The sequence below is a fragment of the Allobosea sp. 10L417 genome, from assembly GCF_056395485.1.
The window spans coordinates 192,436-210,585 of sequence record NZ_JBFTJP010000010.1; the positions used below are offsets into that span (position 1 = coordinate 192,436).

The 18,150-nt window shown below is 67.0% G+C and carries 14 protein-coding genes; 4 read left to right on the forward strand and 10 right to left on the reverse strand.

Annotated elements, in window-relative coordinates; genetic code table 11:
• Positions 1 to 105 precede the first annotated feature (105 nt).
• From eda to AC1DE3_RS22425, 8 genes are all read right to left on the reverse strand, one after another.
• Positions 106 to 750, reverse strand: a complete 645-nt coding sequence (gene eda, locus AC1DE3_RS22390) for a bifunctional 4-hydroxy-2-oxoglutarate aldolase/2-dehydro-3-deoxy-phosphogluconate aldolase (protein WP_476780554.1) — start codon at positions 748 to 750, stop codon at positions 106 to 108.
• A 39-nt stretch (positions 751 to 789) separates the two neighbouring features.
• On the reverse strand, positions 790 to 1,476 hold the full coding sequence (locus AC1DE3_RS22395; RefSeq protein WP_441510823.1) for a 6-phosphogluconolactonase: 687 nt from the start codon (positions 1,474 to 1,476) through the stop codon (positions 790 to 792).
• The gene (gene zwf / locus AC1DE3_RS22400) at positions 1,476 to 2,978 is read right to left on the reverse strand and encodes a glucose-6-phosphate dehydrogenase (RefSeq protein ID WP_441510822.1); all 1,503 of its coding nucleotides are present in this window, start codon (positions 2,976 to 2,978) and stop codon (positions 1,476 to 1,478) included. The genes AC1DE3_RS22395 and zwf overlap by 1 nt, the downstream gene beginning before the upstream one ends.
• Positions 2,979 to 3,149: 171 nt before the next feature.
• Positions 3,150 to 3,902: an ABC transporter ATP-binding protein gene (locus tag AC1DE3_RS22405; RefSeq protein WP_441510821.1), complete on the reverse strand. Its 753-nt coding sequence runs from the start codon at positions 3,900 to 3,902 to the stop codon at positions 3,150 to 3,152.
• Entirely contained in the window at positions 3,899 to 4,756 is an 858-nt protein-coding gene (locus tag AC1DE3_RS22410; protein ID WP_441510820.1) for an ABC transporter ATP-binding protein, read from the reverse strand. Before AC1DE3_RS22410 ends, AC1DE3_RS22405 begins: the two co-directional genes overlap by 4 nt.
• Positions 4,757 to 4,760: 4 nt before the next feature.
• A complete protein-coding gene (gene nikC, locus AC1DE3_RS22415; RefSeq protein ID WP_441510819.1) occupies positions 4,761 to 5,666 on the reverse strand; it encodes a nickel transporter permease in 906 nt (301 codons plus the stop codon).
• A gap of 10 nt (positions 5,667 to 5,676) precedes the next feature.
• Positions 5,677 to 6,741, reverse strand: coding sequence for an ABC transporter permease (locus tag AC1DE3_RS22420; RefSeq protein WP_441510818.1), 1,065 nt, complete (start codon positions 6,739 to 6,741; stop codon positions 5,677 to 5,679).
• Positions 6,742 to 6,875: 134 nt separating this feature from the next.
• Complete coding sequence (locus AC1DE3_RS22425; protein WP_441510817.1) at positions 6,876 to 8,468, reverse strand: ABC transporter substrate-binding protein; 1,593 nt, start codon at positions 8,466 to 8,468, stop codon at positions 6,876 to 6,878.
• Between the two features lie 246 nt (positions 8,469 to 8,714).
• Here AC1DE3_RS22425 and AC1DE3_RS22430 point away from each other — a divergent pair, with 246 nt between their 5' ends.
• The 3 genes from AC1DE3_RS22430 to AC1DE3_RS22440 all read left to right on the forward strand — a co-directional run bounded on the left by AC1DE3_RS22430 (position 8,715) and on the right by AC1DE3_RS22440 (position 15,575).
• Positions 8,715 to 12,104, forward strand: coding sequence for a transglutaminase family protein (locus tag AC1DE3_RS22430; protein WP_476852793.1), 3,390 nt, complete (start codon positions 8,715 to 8,717; stop codon positions 12,102 to 12,104).
• A 73-nt stretch (positions 12,105 to 12,177) separates the two neighbouring features.
• Complete coding sequence (locus AC1DE3_RS22435) at positions 12,178 to 14,700, forward strand: circularly permuted type 2 ATP-grasp protein (protein WP_441510815.1); 2,523 nt, start codon at positions 12,178 to 12,180, stop codon at positions 14,698 to 14,700.
• On the forward strand, positions 14,697 to 15,575 hold the full coding sequence (locus tag AC1DE3_RS22440) for a transglutaminase family protein (RefSeq protein ID WP_441510814.1): 879 nt from the start codon (positions 14,697 to 14,699) through the stop codon (positions 15,573 to 15,575). The genes AC1DE3_RS22435 and AC1DE3_RS22440 overlap by 4 nt, the downstream gene beginning before the upstream one ends.
• Positions 15,576 to 15,579: 4 nt before the next feature.
• Here AC1DE3_RS22440 and AC1DE3_RS22445 read toward each other — a convergent pair whose 3' ends face one another.
• Positions 15,580 to 15,942, reverse strand: coding sequence for a winged helix-turn-helix transcriptional regulator (locus AC1DE3_RS22445; RefSeq protein WP_441510813.1), 363 nt, complete (start codon positions 15,940 to 15,942; stop codon positions 15,580 to 15,582).
• Between the two features lie 99 nt (positions 15,943 to 16,041).
• Between AC1DE3_RS22445 and AC1DE3_RS22450 the strand changes: the two genes are divergently transcribed.
• Positions 16,042 to 17,055 (forward strand): zinc-binding alcohol dehydrogenase family protein, encoded by a 1,014-nt coding sequence (locus AC1DE3_RS22450; RefSeq protein WP_441510812.1) that lies wholly within the window; start codon positions 16,042 to 16,044, stop codon positions 17,053 to 17,055.
• Positions 17,056 to 17,109: 54 nt separating this feature from the next.
• On the opposite strand, the gene AC1DE3_RS22455 is transcribed toward AC1DE3_RS22450, so the two are convergent.
• Positions 17,110 to 18,150: aldehyde dehydrogenase family protein (locus AC1DE3_RS22455; RefSeq protein WP_476780551.1), on the reverse strand; the 1,041-nt coding region annotated here is incomplete at its 5' end.

Genomic DNA, 18,150 nt, shown 5'->3' on the forward strand with positions numbered 1-18,150 from the left:
ATCTCGTGCCGAAAGAGACTCCAGCGCCGCATCCTGCCGGAACTTCTCGGGTTTGCGCTTCGCTCCGCCCGAGAATGACGCACGGCCTACGCGTGTGCGGCCGGGTCAGGCCCGTGCCTTCAGGAAGGCTTCCTTCGCCTCGCGCGCCAAGGTGGTGATGCGGTTCCAGTCGCCGGCTGCGATCGCATCGGCCGGCACGAGCCAGGAGCCGCCGACGCAGATTACCTGCGGCAGAGCGAGATAGTCGCCAAGGTTCTTGAGGCCGACGCCGCCGGTCGGGCAGAAGCTCATCTGCGGAAACGGGCCGGAAAGCGCCTTCAGGGCCGGTGGGCCGCCGGCCTGCTCTGCCGGGAAGAACTTGGCGGTGGTGCGGCCTGCCGCAACGGCGCGCATGCAATCGGAAGCAGTGGCGACACCCGGCAGCCACGGCAGGTCCACCTTGCGCAGGGCTTCATCGACGCTCTCGCTGAAGCCGGGGCTGACCACGGCCTGCGCGCCGGCATCCTTGACCTGCGCGGCCTGCGCGGGCGTGACGACCGTGCCGGCGACGGGCAGCGCTTTCGGGACCGACTTCGCGATGGCAGCGAGCGCCTCCATCGCGGCCGGGCGGCGCAGCGTGACCTCGACCACATCGATGCCGCCGGCGACCAGCGCATGGGCGAGATCGACGGCCCGCGAGGCATCCTCGATCACGACGACGGGGATCACGCCGCAGCTCTTCAACCGGGCAATGGCGGCAGTCTCGTCCATGGCTTCATCTTTCAATCGATTTGAACGGATGACCGGGCTCTACTCCTTCGCCCAGTAGACGTCGAGCCCCTGCTCCCGGCCAAGCAGCATATCGACCGGCAGCGGCGCCTTGCGGGCGGCCTCCTCCTTCAGCACCGCTTCCTTGGCGCCCCCGGAAACGAGCAGGCTCGCCCAACCTGCACCGCGGAGGCGCACTGGCGAAAGCGACAGCCGGGGCGGCAAACCCGGCGGGCGGGCCACGACGATGCCGCTGTCCGGCACGGCATCGAAGGTGGCTTCGGCGCCGGGGAAGAGTGAAGCGATATGCCCATCCGCTCCCATCCCGCTGACCAGCAGATCGAGCGGCGGAAGTGCTGCCAGCTCCGCGCATAGCAGGGCCGCGGCCGCCTCGATGTCGCTGCCACGTCCATGGAAAGAGAGGAACTCGGCGCGTCCGTCCGCAAGCGGTGCGAATTGCGCACGGATCATGCGCTCGTTCGATGCCTCGTCATCGGCCGCGACGAAGCGCTCGTCGGTCGGCAGCAACGTGACATCATTCCATGGGAGATCGTGCTGTCCGAGCGCCGCGAGAAAGCGTGCCGGCGTCGTGCCGCCGGGCACGGCGAGCAGCGCCCGGCCCTTCTCGGCGAGCACTTGCGCCAGCCGCACCGCGACGGTCTCGGCCAAGGCCTCCGAGGCATCGGCCAGCGTCGCGAATCGGTGCCAAGCGAGCGGGCCGGCCGCCATCAGACGAAATCCGGATCGGCCCAGGAGCGGCCGTCGCGCTCGATCAGGCCGATCGCCTGCGACGGCCCCCAGGAGCCCGCGGCGTAGCGATGCGGATGCGGATAGTAGTCCTGCCAGCCGGCAATGATCGGATCGACCCAGGCCCAGGCCTGCTCGACCTCGTCGCGGTGCATGAACAGAGTCTGGTCGCCGCGGATCACATCGGTCAGCAGGCGCTCATAGGCATCCGGCGTGCGCTCGTCGAAGGCGGTGGAATAACGCAGGTCGAGCTGGCGCGGCACGATCTTGAGACGCCCTGAGCCCGGCACCTTCATCATCAGCTGGAGCTGGACGCCGTCGTTCGGCTGCAGGCGGATGAAGAGGCGGTTGGCATCGAGCCTGTCGCAGCTGCCGTTGCCGAAGATCGAATGCGGCACCGGCTTGAAGGTGACGGCGATCTCGGAATAGCGCTGCGCCATGCGCTTGCCTGTGCGCAGATAGATCGGCACGCCGGCCCAGCGCCAATTATCGACTTCGCAGCGAATGGCGACGAAGGTCTCGGTGTTCGAGCCGTGGCCGAGTTCTTCGGCATAGCCGCGGACGCGCTGGCCGTCGATCTGGCCCGGCCCGTACTGGCCGCGCACGGTGTAGCGCTGGACGTCCGGGCCTACGATGGGGCGCAGCGCCTTCAGCACCTTGATCTTCTCCTCGCGAACCGCCCCGGACTCCAGCATGTTCGGTGGCTCGATGGCGAAGAGGGTCAGCAATTGCATGAGATGGTTCTGCACCATGTCGCGCATATGCCCGGCCTTGTCGTAATAGCCGGCGCGCTGCTCCAGCCCCACGGTCTCGGCTACGGTGATCTGGACATGGTCGATGTCCCGGCTCGACCAAGAGCGTTCGAACAGCGTGTTGGCGAAGCGCAGGACGAGCAGGTTCTGCACCGTCTCCTTGCCGAGATAATGGTCGATCCGGTAGGTGCGGCTTTCCGGCAGGATGCGCGCGACGGCATCGTTGATCTGCCGCGCCGAGGCGAGATCGCGGCCGAGCGGCTTCTCCAGGATGACACGCGAGGTCGGCGTCAGAATGTCCGCCTTGGCGAGGTTCTCGCAGATCGGGATAAAGAGGTCAGGCGGGGTCGAGAGATAGAAGGAGCGCACGCGCTCGCTCTCGCCCAGCGCCTGCTTCAAGGCCTTGTAGGTCTCGGGCTGGACCGCATCGAGCATGACCATCGTCAACCGGCGCAGGAATGGTTCGACCTGCTCTTTCGGAATTCCCTCCTCATGGAGCCGCTTCGCGATTTGCTTGGGCAGCCCTTCGACATCCTCCTCCTTGCGGACGACGGCGAAGATGCGGCTTTCGCCGGGTAGTACGCCCTCGCGATTGCGCTGGGCGAGAGCCGGGAAAAGCTTGCGCAAAGCGAGATCGCCGCCGGCGCCGAAGATCACGAGATCGAAGGGCGGGACCGGTGTCCGCTCGGGAATGCTCTCGGGCCGAAGCGGGTTGTCGACGATGGCGTCCATAAGTCCTGTAACTCCGTCAGGCGGTGCCGGTTCGCTGGACCGGCGCGAAGCCTTGCAGTCCGGCCAAGCTTCGATCCGGACGCGAAGCAGCTAACGCAAGGCTGCGACTAGAGTGAGACGGTTTTGCCGTGCTGCAAAGAGGGAACGGCGCAGGGCCGATCCCCTCGCTGCTCAGCCCGCGCGGCGGAAGCCCGCGCTCGCCGCCAGCAATTGCTTGGCGTAGGCCGTCTGCGGCTGACGCGCGGCAAGCGTCCCGACGGTCATTTCCTCGACGGCGCGGCCGAACTGCATGACGAGCAGCCGCTCGCACATATGTCCGACGACGGCGAGATCGTGGCTGACGAGGATGTAGGTCAGCTTGCGCTCCTGCCTGAGCGCAGCGAGCAGATTGAGCACCTCGGCCTGAATGGAGACGTCGAGCGCCGAGGTCGGCTCGTCCAACAACAGGATCGAGGGTTCGAGCACCAGAGCGCGGGCGATGGCGACGCGCTGGCGCTGGCCGCCCGAAAGCTGATGCGGATAACGGAAGCGGAAGGAGGCCGGCAGGCCGACATCGGAGAGGGCCTTGCCGATGCGCGCTTCGGCATCACGGGCACCGTGGATCGCCAACGGCTCGGCCAGCGTGTCGTCCACGGTCTTTTTCGGGTGAAGCGAGCCGTAGGGGTCCTGGAAGACCATCTGGACATGGCGGTAGAAGGCCTTGTCCCGGACCTTGGGCTGCACGGCGCCTTCGATCGTGGCCGAACCGCTCCAGTCGCGATTGAGGCCCGAGAGCACGCGCAGCACGGTCGATTTACCGGAACCGGACTCGCCGACGAGGCCGTAGCTCTCGCCCTTGCGCACCTCGAATGAAAGGTCCTTCACGACATGGGAGTCGCCGAAGGACACGTTGAGCTTGTCGACGGAGATCGCAGCGTTTGTCATGCCAGCCAGGCCGGGTCGCGGTTGAGGGTGGAGAGCTTCGCCCGGGGATGGTCGAGGTCCGGCAGGCATTCGAGCAGGCCGAGCGTATAGGGATGGCGGCGGCTGCGCGTGGAGGCGTCGGCAAGCTCGGCCGCCGGCAGCGTCTCCATGACCTTGCCGCCATACATAACGATGACCCGGTCGCAGAAGGACTGCACGAGATGCAGGTCATGGCTGATGAAAATCAGCCCCATGCCGCGCTCGGTCACGAGATCGTCGAGGATCTTCAGGATCTGGAGTTGCACGGTGACGTCGAGTGCCGAGGTCGGCTCATCGGCGATCAGGATCTCGGGCTCGGCGATCAGCATCATCGCGATCATCACGCGCTGGCCCATGCCGCCCGAAACCTCGTGCGGATAGAGGTCGTAGACGCGAGCGGGATCGCGGATCTGCACGGATTCCAGCATGGCGAGGCTGCGCTCCCGCGCCTCGCGAGAACCGGCCTTGCGGTGGATGCGATAGGCCTCGGCGATCTGGCTGCCGACGGTCTGGACCGGGTTCAGCGAGAATTTCGGGTCCTGCATCACCATGGAGATGTGGCGGCCGCGCAGCTTGCGCCTGATGCCCTTGTCCATCGCCGTCAGGTCCTGGCCGCGGAAGCGCATGCCATCGGCACTGACGACGCCGGGGTGTGGAATGAGATCGAGGATCGCCCGGCCGGTCATCGACTTGCCGGAGCCGGACTCGCCCACGATGCCGAGGCGCTCGCGCCCCAGCTTGAAGGAAAGGCCACGCACGGCCCGGACGATGCCGGTCGGCGTGTGGAAGTCGACCTTGAGATTGTCGACCTCGAGAAGAGGCTGCTCGCTCGTCATGACGTTACCTCGCATCCATGACGTCGCGGAGCCCGTCGCCGAGCAGATTGAAGCCGAGCGCGACAACACAGATCGCGAGGCCCGGGAAGGTCGCGACCCACCATTGGTCGAAGATCTGCTCGCGGCCAGCGGAGATCATCGCGCCCCATTCCGGCATCGGCGGCTGCGCGCCGAGACCGAGGAAGCCGAGCCCCGCCGCGGTCAGGATGATGCCGGCCATGTCGAAGGTGGTGCGCACGATCAGCGAAGGCATGCACATCGGCACGACATGCTTCCAGATGATGCGGGCGCGCGAGGCGCCCTGCAGGCGCATCGCCTCGATGTAATCCTGGTTGCGGATCACCATGGTCTCGGCGCGGGCGACGCGCGCATAGGGCGGCCAGGTTGTGATCGCGATGGCGATGATCGCGTTGACGATGCCGGGGCCGAGCGCCGCGACGAAGGCCAGCGCCAGCACAAGGCGCGGGAAGGCGAGGAAAACGTCGGTGATGCGCATCAGCAACCGGTCGACCCAGCCGCCGAAATAGCCGGAGACTGCGCCGATCAGCAGGCCGAAGGGACCGACCGTCACCACGACCAGCAGCACGATGACCAGCGTGATGCGCGTGCCGTAGACGATGCGGCTGAAGATGTCGCGCCCGAGCGCGTCGGTGCCGAACCAGTTGGTCGCGGACGGCGGCAGCAGCCGCTTGTCGAGTGCCTGCGCAAGCGGGTCGAACGGTGCGATCAGCGGCGCGAAGGCGGCCAGCAGCAGCAGCAGGACGATGATGGCGAGGCCCGCCACTGCCATCGGATTGCGCCTGAAGGCGAGCCATTGCCGGTAGAGCTGGCCGAGGCGGGCCTGGCGGCGCGATGCCGGCGAATCGCTGATCAGCCAAGCATGCAGGCCGGCGGAGGAAGTGTCGCTCATATCCGCCTCCTCAGCGCACACGCGGATCGGCCAACCGGCCGATGATGTCGGTCAGCAGGTTGACCGCGATGAAGACGACGCCGACCACCAGCGTGCCGCCAAGCACAGCGTTCATGTCGGCGTTGAGCAGCGCGTTGGTGAGATAGCGGCCGAGCCCCGGCCAGGCGAAGATCGTCTCGGTCAGCACCGAGCCTTCGAGCAGGTGCATGTAGGAGAGCGCGATCACGGTGAAGAGCGGCACCGCGGCGTTGCGCAGGGCGTGGCGCCAGATCACGGCGGTTTCCGAGACACCCTTCACGCGGGCCGCGATGACGTATTGCTGCTGCAGCTCGCTGATCATGAAGCTGCGGGTCATGCGGCTGATATAGGCGACCGACAGCAGGCCGAGGACGAGCGCCGGCAGGATCAGGTGCGAGAATGCGTCCCAGAAGGCTTCCCATTCGCCTTCGAGCGCCGCGTCGATCATGATGACGCCTGTGCGGGTGGTGACGATATCCTGCCAGACCACGGAGATGCGGCCCGGCCCGGAAACCCAGCCGAGCTTGGCGTAGAACAGCAGCAGCGCCATCAGGCCGATCCAGAAGACCGGCACGGAATAGCCGACGAGACCGACGACGCGGGCAACCTGATCCTGCCAGCGGCCCTGGTTGACGGCGGCGAGGATGCCGAGCGGAACGCCGATGAGGACGCCGATCAACGTGCCGAGCGTGGCAAGTTCCAGCGTCGCCGGGAAAACGCGCTTGATATCCTCGGTAACGGGGTTGGAGGTCAGCACGGAGGTGCCGAGATTTCCGGTGAAGACCTTGCCGATATAGATCGCGAATTGCTGCCAGAGCGGCTTGTCGAGGCCGAGCTCGATGCGCGCCGCCTCATAGGTCTCGGGACGGGCATTGTCGCCGACGACGGCGAGCACCGGATCGATCGGGATGACCCGGGCGATGAAGAAGGTGACGAGCAGCAGGCCGAACATGGTGATGACCACGGTCGTCAGCTCGCGCGAGAGCGCGCGGCCCCAACGGCCCAGCCTTCCCGGCGAGGCGCTCTTGCGGGCTGGCGCCTGCGTCACGGCCGTCATGCCTCGCCTCCGTTCCTGATCGTCATGAGCAACGGTCTCTCCTGGCCGGGCGGGTCACGCCGGCAGCGTATTCTACGGGAACGCAAAGACCCGCCGAGGCCGAGGGCCAGGGCGGGTCTCCTGCGTCACGGAACTTAGTTCTTGACGATGGTCGCGTAGAAATTGGTGTCCGAGCTCGGGCCGATGACCCAGCCGTTCACGTTCTTGCGCTCGGCCGAGACCTCGATCTGCTGGAACATGATGACGAAGGGCGAGACCTTCTGATGCTCGCGCTGCAGCGTTTCATAGGTCGCCTTGCGCTTGGCCGCGTCAGCTTCCAGCACCGCGCCCTGCGTGATCTTGGTCATGTCCGGGATATCCCAGGCATTGCGCCAGGCCAGCGTCTTCGACTTCGCCTCCTCGCCATTGTCCTCGTTGATGGCGAAGGTCTCGGCATTGGTGTGCGGGTCGAGATAGTCCGGGCCCCACTGGCCGATATAGATGTCGTGGGTGCGGGCGCGGTACTTGGTCAGGGTCTGCTTGCCGTCGCCCGGGATGATCTCGAGCTTGACGCCGGCCTGGGCCCAAGTCGCCTGGATCGCCTGGGCGATATCGGTGATCGGCGCAACCGAACGGGTGTCCATGGTGACGGTGAAGCCGTTGGCCAGACCGGCCTTGGCGAGCAGTTCCTTCGCCTTGGCGAGGTTCAGCTGGTAGGGCTTGTCCGAGATCGCGCCCAGGAACCCCTGCGGCAGGAAGGATTCGTGGCCCCTGTAGGTGCCTTCGAGGATGTTTTTCTCGATCGAGGCGTAATCGACCAGCAGCTTCAGCGCTTCGCGCACCTCGGGCTTGGCTAGGTTCGGGTTCTTCTGGTTCAGGCCGAGATAGAGGATGTATCCCTTGTCGCCCTGGACGATCTTGATCGCGTCGTTGCTCTTGACCGCAGCGAGCTGATCCTTGGAGAGGTTGCGGGCGATATCGGCGTCGCCCTTCTCGACGAGCAGACGCTGCGAAGCCGGCTCGGCGACATGGCGCACGACAATGCGCTTGCTCTTCGGCGCGCCCTTGTACCAGCTCTCGTTGGCGTCGAGCGTGTACTGCTCATTCGGGCGGTAGGCGCGGACCTTGTAGGCGCCGGATCCGGCGGAATTGAGTTTCAGCCAGGCGTTGCCCCAGTCGCCGTCCTTCTCATTGGCCTTGACCAGCTTGGAATCGACGATCGAAGCCACGCCGGAGGTCAGGCAGTTGTAGAAGAAGGTCGGCGCGAAGGGCTTGGAGACGGTGATCTGGACGGTGTTCTCGTCGAGAGCCTTGACCTTATCGAGCACGTTCTCGGCGACGAAGCCGAACTGGCGCAGGATGAAGCCCGGCGACTTGTTCAGCGTGACCGCGCGCTGGACGGAGTAGACCACGTCAGCCGCGGTCAGCGGGTTGCCGGAGTGGAACTTGACGCCTTTGCGCAGCTTGAAGGTGTAGGTCAGGCTGTCGGGGCTGACGGTCCAGCTCTCGGCGAGATCCGGCACCAGCGCATTGTTGTTGGCGATATCGACGTTGATCAGCTTGTCATAGACATTCGCGACGACCTCCACGCCGGAGAATTCGAAAGCCTCGGCCGGATCGAGCGTGATGATGTCGTCGATCTGCTTGGCCATGACGACCGTATCCTTCGGCGTCTGCGCGAAGGCGACCGTCGTCGACATCAAGGCCGCAAAGGCCGAAGCCGCCATCAACTTGGCTACGTGACGCATCGATTTCCCCGTTGTTCGTGTCTCTGGAGCCATCGATGGCTCCTTGCCGGCTATCTGCAACCAGTCGGGCTCGGCTGTCCAGCCGAGCGCAGTCCATCCGCTCGCCATTATGCACATCTCTTGGGCAGAGGTTCTCCGGCCTGCCGCCACCCTGTCCACCGGGCGCCTTGCGCATGCGATCCGGCTCGCTAACCTGTCTCGGTGGGCGGTCTGCCGCCTTTGCCAGCGTCCCGGGGGAGCCGAACCTTGGCCATCATCGCCGCGCTGAACCACGTCACCCATTATTCCTATGATCGCCCGGTCACGCTCGGGCCGCAGATCATCCGCCTGCGGCCGGCGCCGCATTGCCGGGCGGCGATCAACAGCTATTCGCTGAAGGTGACGCCGGCCCAGCATTTCGTGAACTGGCAGCAGGACCCGGCCGGCAACTGGCTGGCGCGCTTCGTCTTCCCGGAGCCCGTCACGGAATTCCGCATCGAGGTCGACGTCGTCACCGAGCTGTCGGTGATCAATCCCTTCGACTTCTTCGTCGAGGCGGAGGCAGAGACCTTTCCCTTCGCCTACACGCCGGAGCAGCGCGCGGAGCTTGCGCCCTATCTGGTGACGGAGCCGGCCGGGCCGCTACTCGAAGCCTTCCTCGCCGAATTGCCGAAGGAGCCGGTCAACACCGTCACCTTCATCGTCGACGTCAACGCACGGCTGCAGCGGATGATTGCCTATGGCATCCGCATGGAGCCGGGCGTGCAGGAACCGGAGCACACGCTCCAGATCCGTTCCGGCTCCTGCCGCGACACGAGCTGGCTGCTGGTCCAGGCGTTCAGGCATCTCGGCCTCGCGACCCGCTTCGTCTCCGGCTATCTGATCCAGATGAAGGCCGACGTCGACCCGCTGGAGGGCCCCCGCGGCACCGACAAGGACTTCACCGACCTTCACGCCTGGGCCGAGGTCTATATTCCCGGCGCGGGCTGGGTTGGCCTTGACCCGACCTCCGGGCTTCTCACCGGAGAGGGCCACCTGCCGCTGGCGGCGACGGCGCATTACCGCTCGGCCGCGCCGGTCTCGGGCGTGGCGAGCTATGCCGAGACGACCTTCGACTTCCGGATGAGCGTGGCGCGGGTGCACGAGGTGCCACGCATCACCCTGCCCTTCTCCGACGAATCCTGGCAGGCGCTGGACGCGCTCGGCGAGAAGGTCGAGGCCGATCTGCAGGCGCAGGACGTTCGGCTCACCATGGGCGGCGAGCCGACCTTCGTCTCGATCGACGATCAGACCGGAGCCGAGTGGAACATCGCCGCGGTCGGACCAACCAAGCGCGAGCGCGCCGACGCATTGATCCGGCGCCTGCGCGAGCGCTTCGCGCCCGGAGGGATGCTGCATTACGGCCAGGGCAAATGGTATCCGGGCGAGAGCCTGCCGCGCTGGGCCTTCGCGCTCTACTGGCGCCGGGACGGGCAGCCGATCTGGCGCAACCCCGACCTCATCGCCCGCGAGCCCGGTGCCAGGACCGGCGGCGACCGGGAGCTCGAAGCCGGCGCCGCCGTCCAGGATGCCGAGGCGTTGGCGAGGGAGCTTTCGGAAAATCTCGGCCTCGGCGCCGACTATGTCATCCCGGCCTATGAGGATACCGGCCACTGGCTGCTGAAGGAGGCGCAGCTTCCCGACAATGTCGACCCGCTCGATTCACGCCTCGCCGATCCCGAGGAGCGGGCGCGGATGGCGCAGGTCTTCCAGCTCGGTCTCGGCCATCCCCGCGGCTTCGTCATCCCGGTTCAGCGCTGGCAGGCGGCCGCGAACGACCGGCGCTGGCGCTCGGAGAAATGGCGGCTGCGGCGCGGCAAGCTCTTCCTCGTGCCGGGCGACTCGCCGGTCGGTTATCGACTGCCGCTCGGCTCCCTCCCCGAAGTCCCGAAAGCCGAATACCCGCATATCCATCCGCAAGACCCGACGGAGCCGCGTGGTCCGCTGCCGCCGGCCGGCGTCTCGCAGGCCGCGCCGGCGCCGGGCGCCGGAAGCCCACCGGCGCCGGTGGCCCCGACCAGCTTCGCAGCGCCGCCACAAATGTCCGTCCAGGCCGATCCCGGCGTGGCAGGTACAGCCCAGCAGCGCACCGAGCAGGAGATCGGCGGCGAGCATGTGCGCACCGCGCTCAGCCTCGAGATCCGCGACAATGTGCTTTGCGTGTTCCTGCCGCCAGTCGAGCGGCTGGAGGATTATCTCGACCTCGTCGCCTCGATCGAGACGGCGGCCGAGGAGACAGGCCTGCCCGTGCATATCGAGGGCTATGCGCCGCCCTTCGACCCGCGCCTCGATGTCATCAAGGTCACGCCCGACCCCGGCGTGATCGAGGTCAACATCCACCCGGCCACCGATTGGCGCGAGGCAGTGGCGATCACGCGGGGCGTCTACGAGGAGGCGCGGCAGGCGCGGCTTTGCGCCGAGAAATTCATGGTCGACGGACGCCACACCGGCACGGGCGGCGGCAACCATGTCGTGCTCGGCGGCGTGACGCCAGCTGATTCACCCTTCCTGCGCCGGCCGGACCTATTGAAGAGCATCGTGCTCTACTGGAATCGGCACCCGGCCCTGTCCTACCTGTTCTCCGGGCTGTTCATCGGCCCGACCAGCCAGGCGCCGCGCATCGACGAAGCCCGGCAGGACCAGCTCTACGAGCTTGAGATCGCACTGGCGCAGGTGCCGAAACCGGGTGAGGCACCGATCCCGCTCTGGCTGGTCGACCGGCTGTTCCGCAACCTGCTGGTCGATGTCTCCGGCAACACGCATCGCACCGAAATCTGCATCGACAAGCTCTATTCGCCGGACGGGCCGACCGGACGGCTCGGGCTGCTGGAGTTCCGCGGCTTCGAGATGCCGCCGGATTCGCGAATGTCTCTGGCGCAGCAATTGCTGCTGAGGGCGCTGATCGCCTGGTTCTGGCGCGAGCCGCTGGATGGCAAGCTGGTGCGCTGGGGCACCGCGCTGCACGACCGCTTCATGCTGCCGGAGCTGGTCTGGCAGGATTTCCGCGAGGTGCTCGCGGACCTGAAGCGCGCCGGCTATGCCTTCGACCCGGTCTGGTTCGAGGCGCAGGCCGAGTTCCGCTTCCCCTTCTTCGGCAAAGTCGCGCATGGCGGCGTCGAGATCGAGATCCGGCAAGCGTTGGAGCCCTGGCATGTGCTGGGCGAGGAAGGCGCGATCGGCGGCACGGTGCGCTATGTCGATTCCTCGGTGGAACGTCTGCAGGTGAAGGCGAGGGGATTCGTTCCGGGGCGTCATCTGATCACCTGCAATGGCAGGCGGCTACCGATGACCGAGACAGGCGCCTCCGGCGAGGCGATCGCGGCCGTGCGCTTCAAGGCCTGGCAGCCGGCCTCGGGCCTTCACCCGACGATCCCGGTGCATGCGCCGCTCACCTTCGACATCGTCGATAGCTGGGCCGGACGCTCGCTTGGCGGCTGCATCTACCATGTCGCGCATCCGGGCGGTCGCAATTACGAGACACCCCCGGTCAATTCCTATGAAGCCGAAGCAAGACGGCTCGCGCGCTTCGAAGCGATCGGTCATAGTCCCGGCGCTCTGGCGATTCCGCCGGAAGAGCGCAGCGCCGAATTTCCGCTCACGCTGGATCTGAGGCGGTAGTCATATTGGCGCGAATCATCTCCGTTCGACTGGGATCAGTCGAACGGAAGCGCGTGGGGGTCTGACAGAGCGAATGGCAGTGCAGGGCCGCACCCGGACGGGACGCAGCAGGGCAGACCGACGCGCTGCCCTTCTCGCCGGCTATCGGCCGCTGTCCGGCGCCTTCGACGAATTCATCGACGAGACCGGTGAGGTCAGACCGCATTGGGAGCCGTTCCTGTCGGAATGGTGCGCGCTGACGCCGGCCGAGCTGTCGCAGCGCTTCGGGCTGGCCGACCGGCATGTCCGCGACACCGGCGTGTCCTATCGCGTCCATGGCGACGTCGATGCGAATGATCCGGGCTTCGGCGAGCGCGCGTGGCCGCTGTCGCATGTGCCGCTCGTCATTCCCGAGGCGGAGTGGCAGGTCATCGCGGCAGGCATCACGCAGCGCGCCGAGATCCTGTCGACATTGCTCGACGACCTCTACGGGCCGGGCGAGCTGATCGCGAAAGGGCTTCTCCCGGCTGCGATCGTCACCGGCAGCCCGGACTATCTGAGGCCCCTCCATGGCGCGCCCGGCGGCGGCGCGCTCCAGCTCTACGCCGCCGATCTCGGCCGCGGGCCGGACGGGCGGTGGTGGGTGCTGCAGGATCGGGCGCAGGCGCCGTCCGGCACCGGCTATGCGCTGGAGAACCGGCTGGCGCTCGCCCGCGCCTTCCCGGACATGTTCCGCAGCATGAACATCGAGCGGCTCGCGCCCTTCTTCCAGAGCTTCCGCGCCGGGCTCGTTGCGCGCTCCAGGCGTGTCGAGCCGCGCATCTGCCTGCTCACCCCCGGCCCGCTCAACGAGAGCTATTTCGAGCAGGCCTATCTCGCGCGCTATCTCGGCTTCCTGCTGGTCGAGGGCGGCGACCTTCTGATGCGGGAGGGCCGCGTCCATGTGCGCACCATCGCCGGGCTGAAGCGCGCCGACGTGATCTGGCGGCGTATCGACGGCGACTTCGCCGACCCGCTCGAACTCAATGCCGGCTCGGCGCTGGGTGTGGCCGGGCTGGTCGAGGCCGTCCGCCAAGGCCATGTTCATGTCGCGAATGGGCTGGGCTCCGGCGTGGTCGAGTCACGCGCTCTCATGGGCTTCATGCCGGCTTTAGCCGAGCAACTCACGGGCGGGGAGCTGATCCTGCCGAATGTCGCGACCTGGTGGTGCGGCCAGCAGCCGGAGCGCCAGGCGGTGCTCGATCGGTTCGACGAGATGAGCGTGGCGCCCGCCTTCCGCAGCGCCGGCGGCGGGCTCGATACGGCGCCCATCGTGGCCGCCGAATTGCCCGAGGCCGAGCGGAAGGCGCTGCGCCGGCGTATCCAGGCACGCGGCATGGACTATGTCGGGCAGGAGGTGGTGCGGCTCTCGACCATGCCGGTCTTCCAGAACGGGCGCCTCGAACCCCATCCGATGACGCTGCGTGTTTTCGCCGCGGCGACACCCGATGGCTGGAAGGTGATGCCCGGCGGCTTCTGCCGCATCTCCGACGAGCCCGATGCGCGCGCAGTCAGCCTGCGCAACGGCGTGCGCTCCAGCGATGTCTGGATCACCTCGGAGGAGCCGGTGGCGCAGATCAGCCTGCTGCCGACACCCGACCGCACCAGCATCCGGCGGGTGACCGGCACGCTGCCGAGCCGCGCCGCCGACAATCTGTTCTGGCTCGGCCGCTATCTGGAGCGTGGCGAGGCCACGTTGCGGCTGGTGCGGGCCCTGCTCGGCCGGCTGATCGATCCCGATCCGGCGCCGGGCCACGGCGAGACCGTCCGCCAACTGGCGGGCATGCTCGTCGCCTGGGGAGCCGCCCCGAGCGGTGCGGGACACAAGGACCCGGCTGCACAAGCACGCGCTGCGCTCTTCAGCCTCGACGACTATGGTTCGGCCGCCGCTTCGGTCCGGGAGGCCCGGCGAACCGCCTCGGTGATCCGCGAGCGCCTTTCGGTCGATGCCTGGAGGCTGTTCGGCGATCTGCAGCGCCAGCTTCTCCCCGAGGAAGGCCGCAAGCACAGCGAAGGCGAGACCTATGAGAGCGCCGACCGGGCGCTGAAGACGCTCGCCGCCTTCTCCGGCCTCAGCCAGGAGAACATGGTGCGCGGCGCGGGCTGGCGCTTCCTCGATATCGGCCGGCGCCTAGAGCGTGGCATCGTGACCTGCCGCTTCGCCCGGCAATTCGCCGACAGCCATGCCTCCGGTGACAGCCTCGACACCCTGCTCGACCTGACGGATTCGCAGATCACCTACCGCTCGCGCTACCTGCTCGGCGCGAGCCTGCAGCCGGTGCTCGATCTGGTGATGCTCGACCCCTACAATCCCCGCTCCGTCGCCTTCCAGATCGAACGGCTCGATGCCGAGATCGCCGCCCTGCCCGCGCTCTCCGACGACGGCATGCTGGAAGCGCCGCGCCGGCTGGTGCTGCGGCTCGCCGCCGATTGCCGCACGACCGAAGCGAGCCGGCTCGACCGCACCAGCATCCTGCTGTTCGAGCAATTGCTGATGGGCGTCTCCAGCGCGATCGCCGACCGCTATTTCCTCCAGAACAGCGGCCCCGAAGGCTCGCGGATGACGGGCATCGCGTGATCTACGAGCTGCGCCACGTCACCACCTACGGCTACAGCCGCCAGGTCCCGTTTTCCCGCTGCATCCTGCGACTCCTGCCGCATGACGGCCCCGGTCAGATCGTGCGGAAGGCCGAGCTCTCGATCTCGCCGCGGCCGGCCGAGCGCAGCGACGGCATATGCTTCTTCGGCAACCGGATGACCACGGTCACGATCACCAAGCCGCATCGCGAGCTGAAGGTGGAGATGCGCGCCCGGATCGAAGTGCATCGGCAGGCCCCGCCCCATGCCGGGCTGACCCGCAACTGGGAGGAGGTCGCGCAGCTCGCGCTGGCATCGAACAGCCTGGCCCCGGATTCGCCGGCGCATCACCTCTATCCGAGCCGGCTCGTTCCCCCCGTTGCGGCGGTGATCGCCTATGCGGCCGAGAGCTTTGGCGCGCGGCGACCGGTGCTCGAAGCCGCCAGCGAGCTGATGGCACGCATCCGGCGCGACTTCTCCTATGATCCGGAGGCGACGGAGGTCAGCACGCCCATCGCCGAGGCCTTCGCCCAGCGCCACGGCGTCTGCCAGGACTTCGCCCATATCATGATCGGTGGTTTGCGGGGCCTCGGCCTACCGGCCGCCTATGTCAGCGGCTACATCCGAACCATCCCGCCGCCCGGCGAAAAACGCCTCGAAGGGTCCGACGCCAGCCATGCCTGGGTGTTGCTCTGGTGCGGCCCGGAGACAGGCTGGGTCGGCCTCGACCCGACCAATGATCTGATCGTCGCCGACGACCATATCGTCACCGCCATCGGCCGGGACTATGCCGATGTGGCCCCTCTCGACGGCGTGGTGATCGGCCCCGGCTCGCAGAAGATCGGCGTTGCCGTGGACGTCATCCCGGTCGGCTGAACGCTCACGCCGCGGCCACCGCCGTTCGAGGCTGCGAGGAGCAGGCATGCGCCTCGCCCCACGCCTTCAGTGCCACGATCACCGGCTCCAGCGTGCGCCCCTTGGCCGAGAGGCTATATTCGACGCGTGGCGGCACCTCGGGATAGACGACGCGGACGATCAGCCCATCCACCTCCAGCTCCCGGAGCTGGGTCGTGAGCATGCGCTGCGTCACGCCGGGAACCCGCCTGCGGATCTCGCTGAAGCGCAGCGTTCCGCCCATCAGGTGATAGAGCGCGATCCCTTTCCACTTGCCACCGATCAGCCCCAGCGTGGCCTCGACCGGACAAGCGGCAGAGGAATACGGCTCCTTGAAACGCGGCGGCATCACGGTACCCTTTTCGACACTATGAGCTAAAATTGTGCGTTCTTGTGCCATGCGACAGTTATGCGCATTTCACCTCCATCGCAATGCAGGAGAGACGCCATGCGCGCCGTCGGATACCGCCAGTCACAACCCATCGCCGCCGAGACCAGCCTGATCGATCTGGAATTGCCCGAACCTGTGGCCGCCGGGCGCGATCTGCTGGTCGAGGTCAAAGCCGTCTCGGTCAACCCGGTCGACACGAAGGTCCGCGTCCGCAGCCAGCCGACGGATGGACAGGCGAATGTGCTCGGTTGGGACGCCGCGGGCATCGTCAAAGCGGTCGGGCCGGAGGTGAAGGGCTTCAGGCCGGGCGATGCCGTATTCTATGCCGGCGCAATCGATCGGCCCGGTTCGAATGCCGAACTCCATCTCGTCGATGAGCGCATCGTCGGCCCCAAGCCGGCGACGCTGAGCTTTGCGGAGGCAGCGGCCCTGCCGCTCACCTCGATCACAGCCTGGGAAATGCTGTTCGACCGGCTCGACATCCGCAAGCCAGTGCCGGGCGCGGCATTTGCGTTGCTCGTCATCGGCGGCGCAGGCGGAGTGGGCTCCATCGCGATCCAGCTTGCGCGCCGCCTGACCGACATCACCGTGATCGCGACGGCCTCGCGGCCCGAGACGCAGGCCTGGGCTAAGCAGCTCGGCGCCCACCATGTCGTCGATCACACGAAGCCCTTGCCGGAACAGATCGCCGCGCTCGGCATCGGCGCGCCCGCCTTCGTCTTCTCGACGACGCATACCGACACGCATCTTGCGGGCATCGTCGAGCTTCTGGCGCCGCAGGGCCGGCTGGGCCTGATCGACGACCCCAAGACGCTCGACGCCAACCCGCTGAAGCGCAAGAGCCTGTCGCTGCACTGGGAGATGATGTTCACCCGCCCGGTCTTCCAGACCGCCGACATCGCCGAGCAGGGCAAGCTCCTGACGGAAGTGTCGCGCCTCGTCGATGCCGGCACGATCCGCACGACGTTCGCGGAGCATTTCGGCACGATCAACGCGGCAAACCTCAAGCGCGCACAGGCCCTGATCGAGAGCAACCGCGCCAAGGGCAAGATCGTGCTGGAAGGCTTCTGACGAAAAGGGCCGCGCCATGCGGCGCGGCCCTCTCTTTTCCGCCTGAAAAACCGATCAAGCCAGCGTATAGGCCGTCTTGACCGTGGTGTAGAACTCCTTGGCGTAGGCGCCCTGCTCGCGCGGGCCGTAGCTGGAGCCCTTCCGGCCGCCGAACGGCACGTGATAGTCGACGCCCGCCGTCGGCAGGTTGACCATCACCATACCGGCCTCGCTGTTGCGCTTGAAATGCGTCGCATGCTTCAGCGAGGTCGTGCAGATGCCGGAGGAGAGGCCGAACTCGGTGTCGTTGGCCACCGCAAGCGCCTCGTCATAATCCTTGACGCGGACGATGTTGGCGACCGGGCCGAAGACCTCCTCGCGCGAAATGCGCATGGCGTTGGTCGTCTCGGTGAAGAGCGCCGGCTGCAGATAGAAGCCGGGGGTCTCGCGCTTCAGCAATTCACCGCCGAAGACCAGCTTGCCGCCCTCGTCCTTGGCGATCTGGATGTATTTCAGGTCCTGGTCGAGCTGGCCCTGGTCGACCACCGGGCCGATATGGGTGCCGCTCTTCAGGGCGTCGTCGACGACCACGCCCTTCAGCCGCTCGATGCAGGCCTCGACAAACTTGTCGTGGATGCCGGCCTGGACGATGAGGCGCGAGGAGGCCGTGCAGCGCTGGCCGGTGGAGAAGAAGGCACCGTTGACCGCGACTTCCACCGCCGTCTTGAGGTCGGCATCGTCCAGCACGACGAGCGGGTTCTTGCCACCCATCTCGAGCTGGACCTTCTTCATCGGATTGGAGGCGATGCAGGCAGCCGCGACCTTGCGGCCGGTCGCGACCGAGCCGGTGAAGGAAATGGCGGTGACGTCCTTGTGCTCCAGCAGCGCCTGGCCGACGACCGAGCCGCGGCCCATGACGAGGTTGAGCGCGCCCTTCGGCAGGCCGGCGCGCTGGAGGATGTCGACGAGCGCCCAGGCCGAGCCGGGCACAAGATCGGCCGGCTTCAGGACCACGCAATTGCCCCAGGCGAGCGCCGGCGCGATCTTCCAGGCGGGGATCGCGATCGGGAAGTTCCACGGCGTGATCATGCCGATGATGCCGAGCGGCTCGCGCGT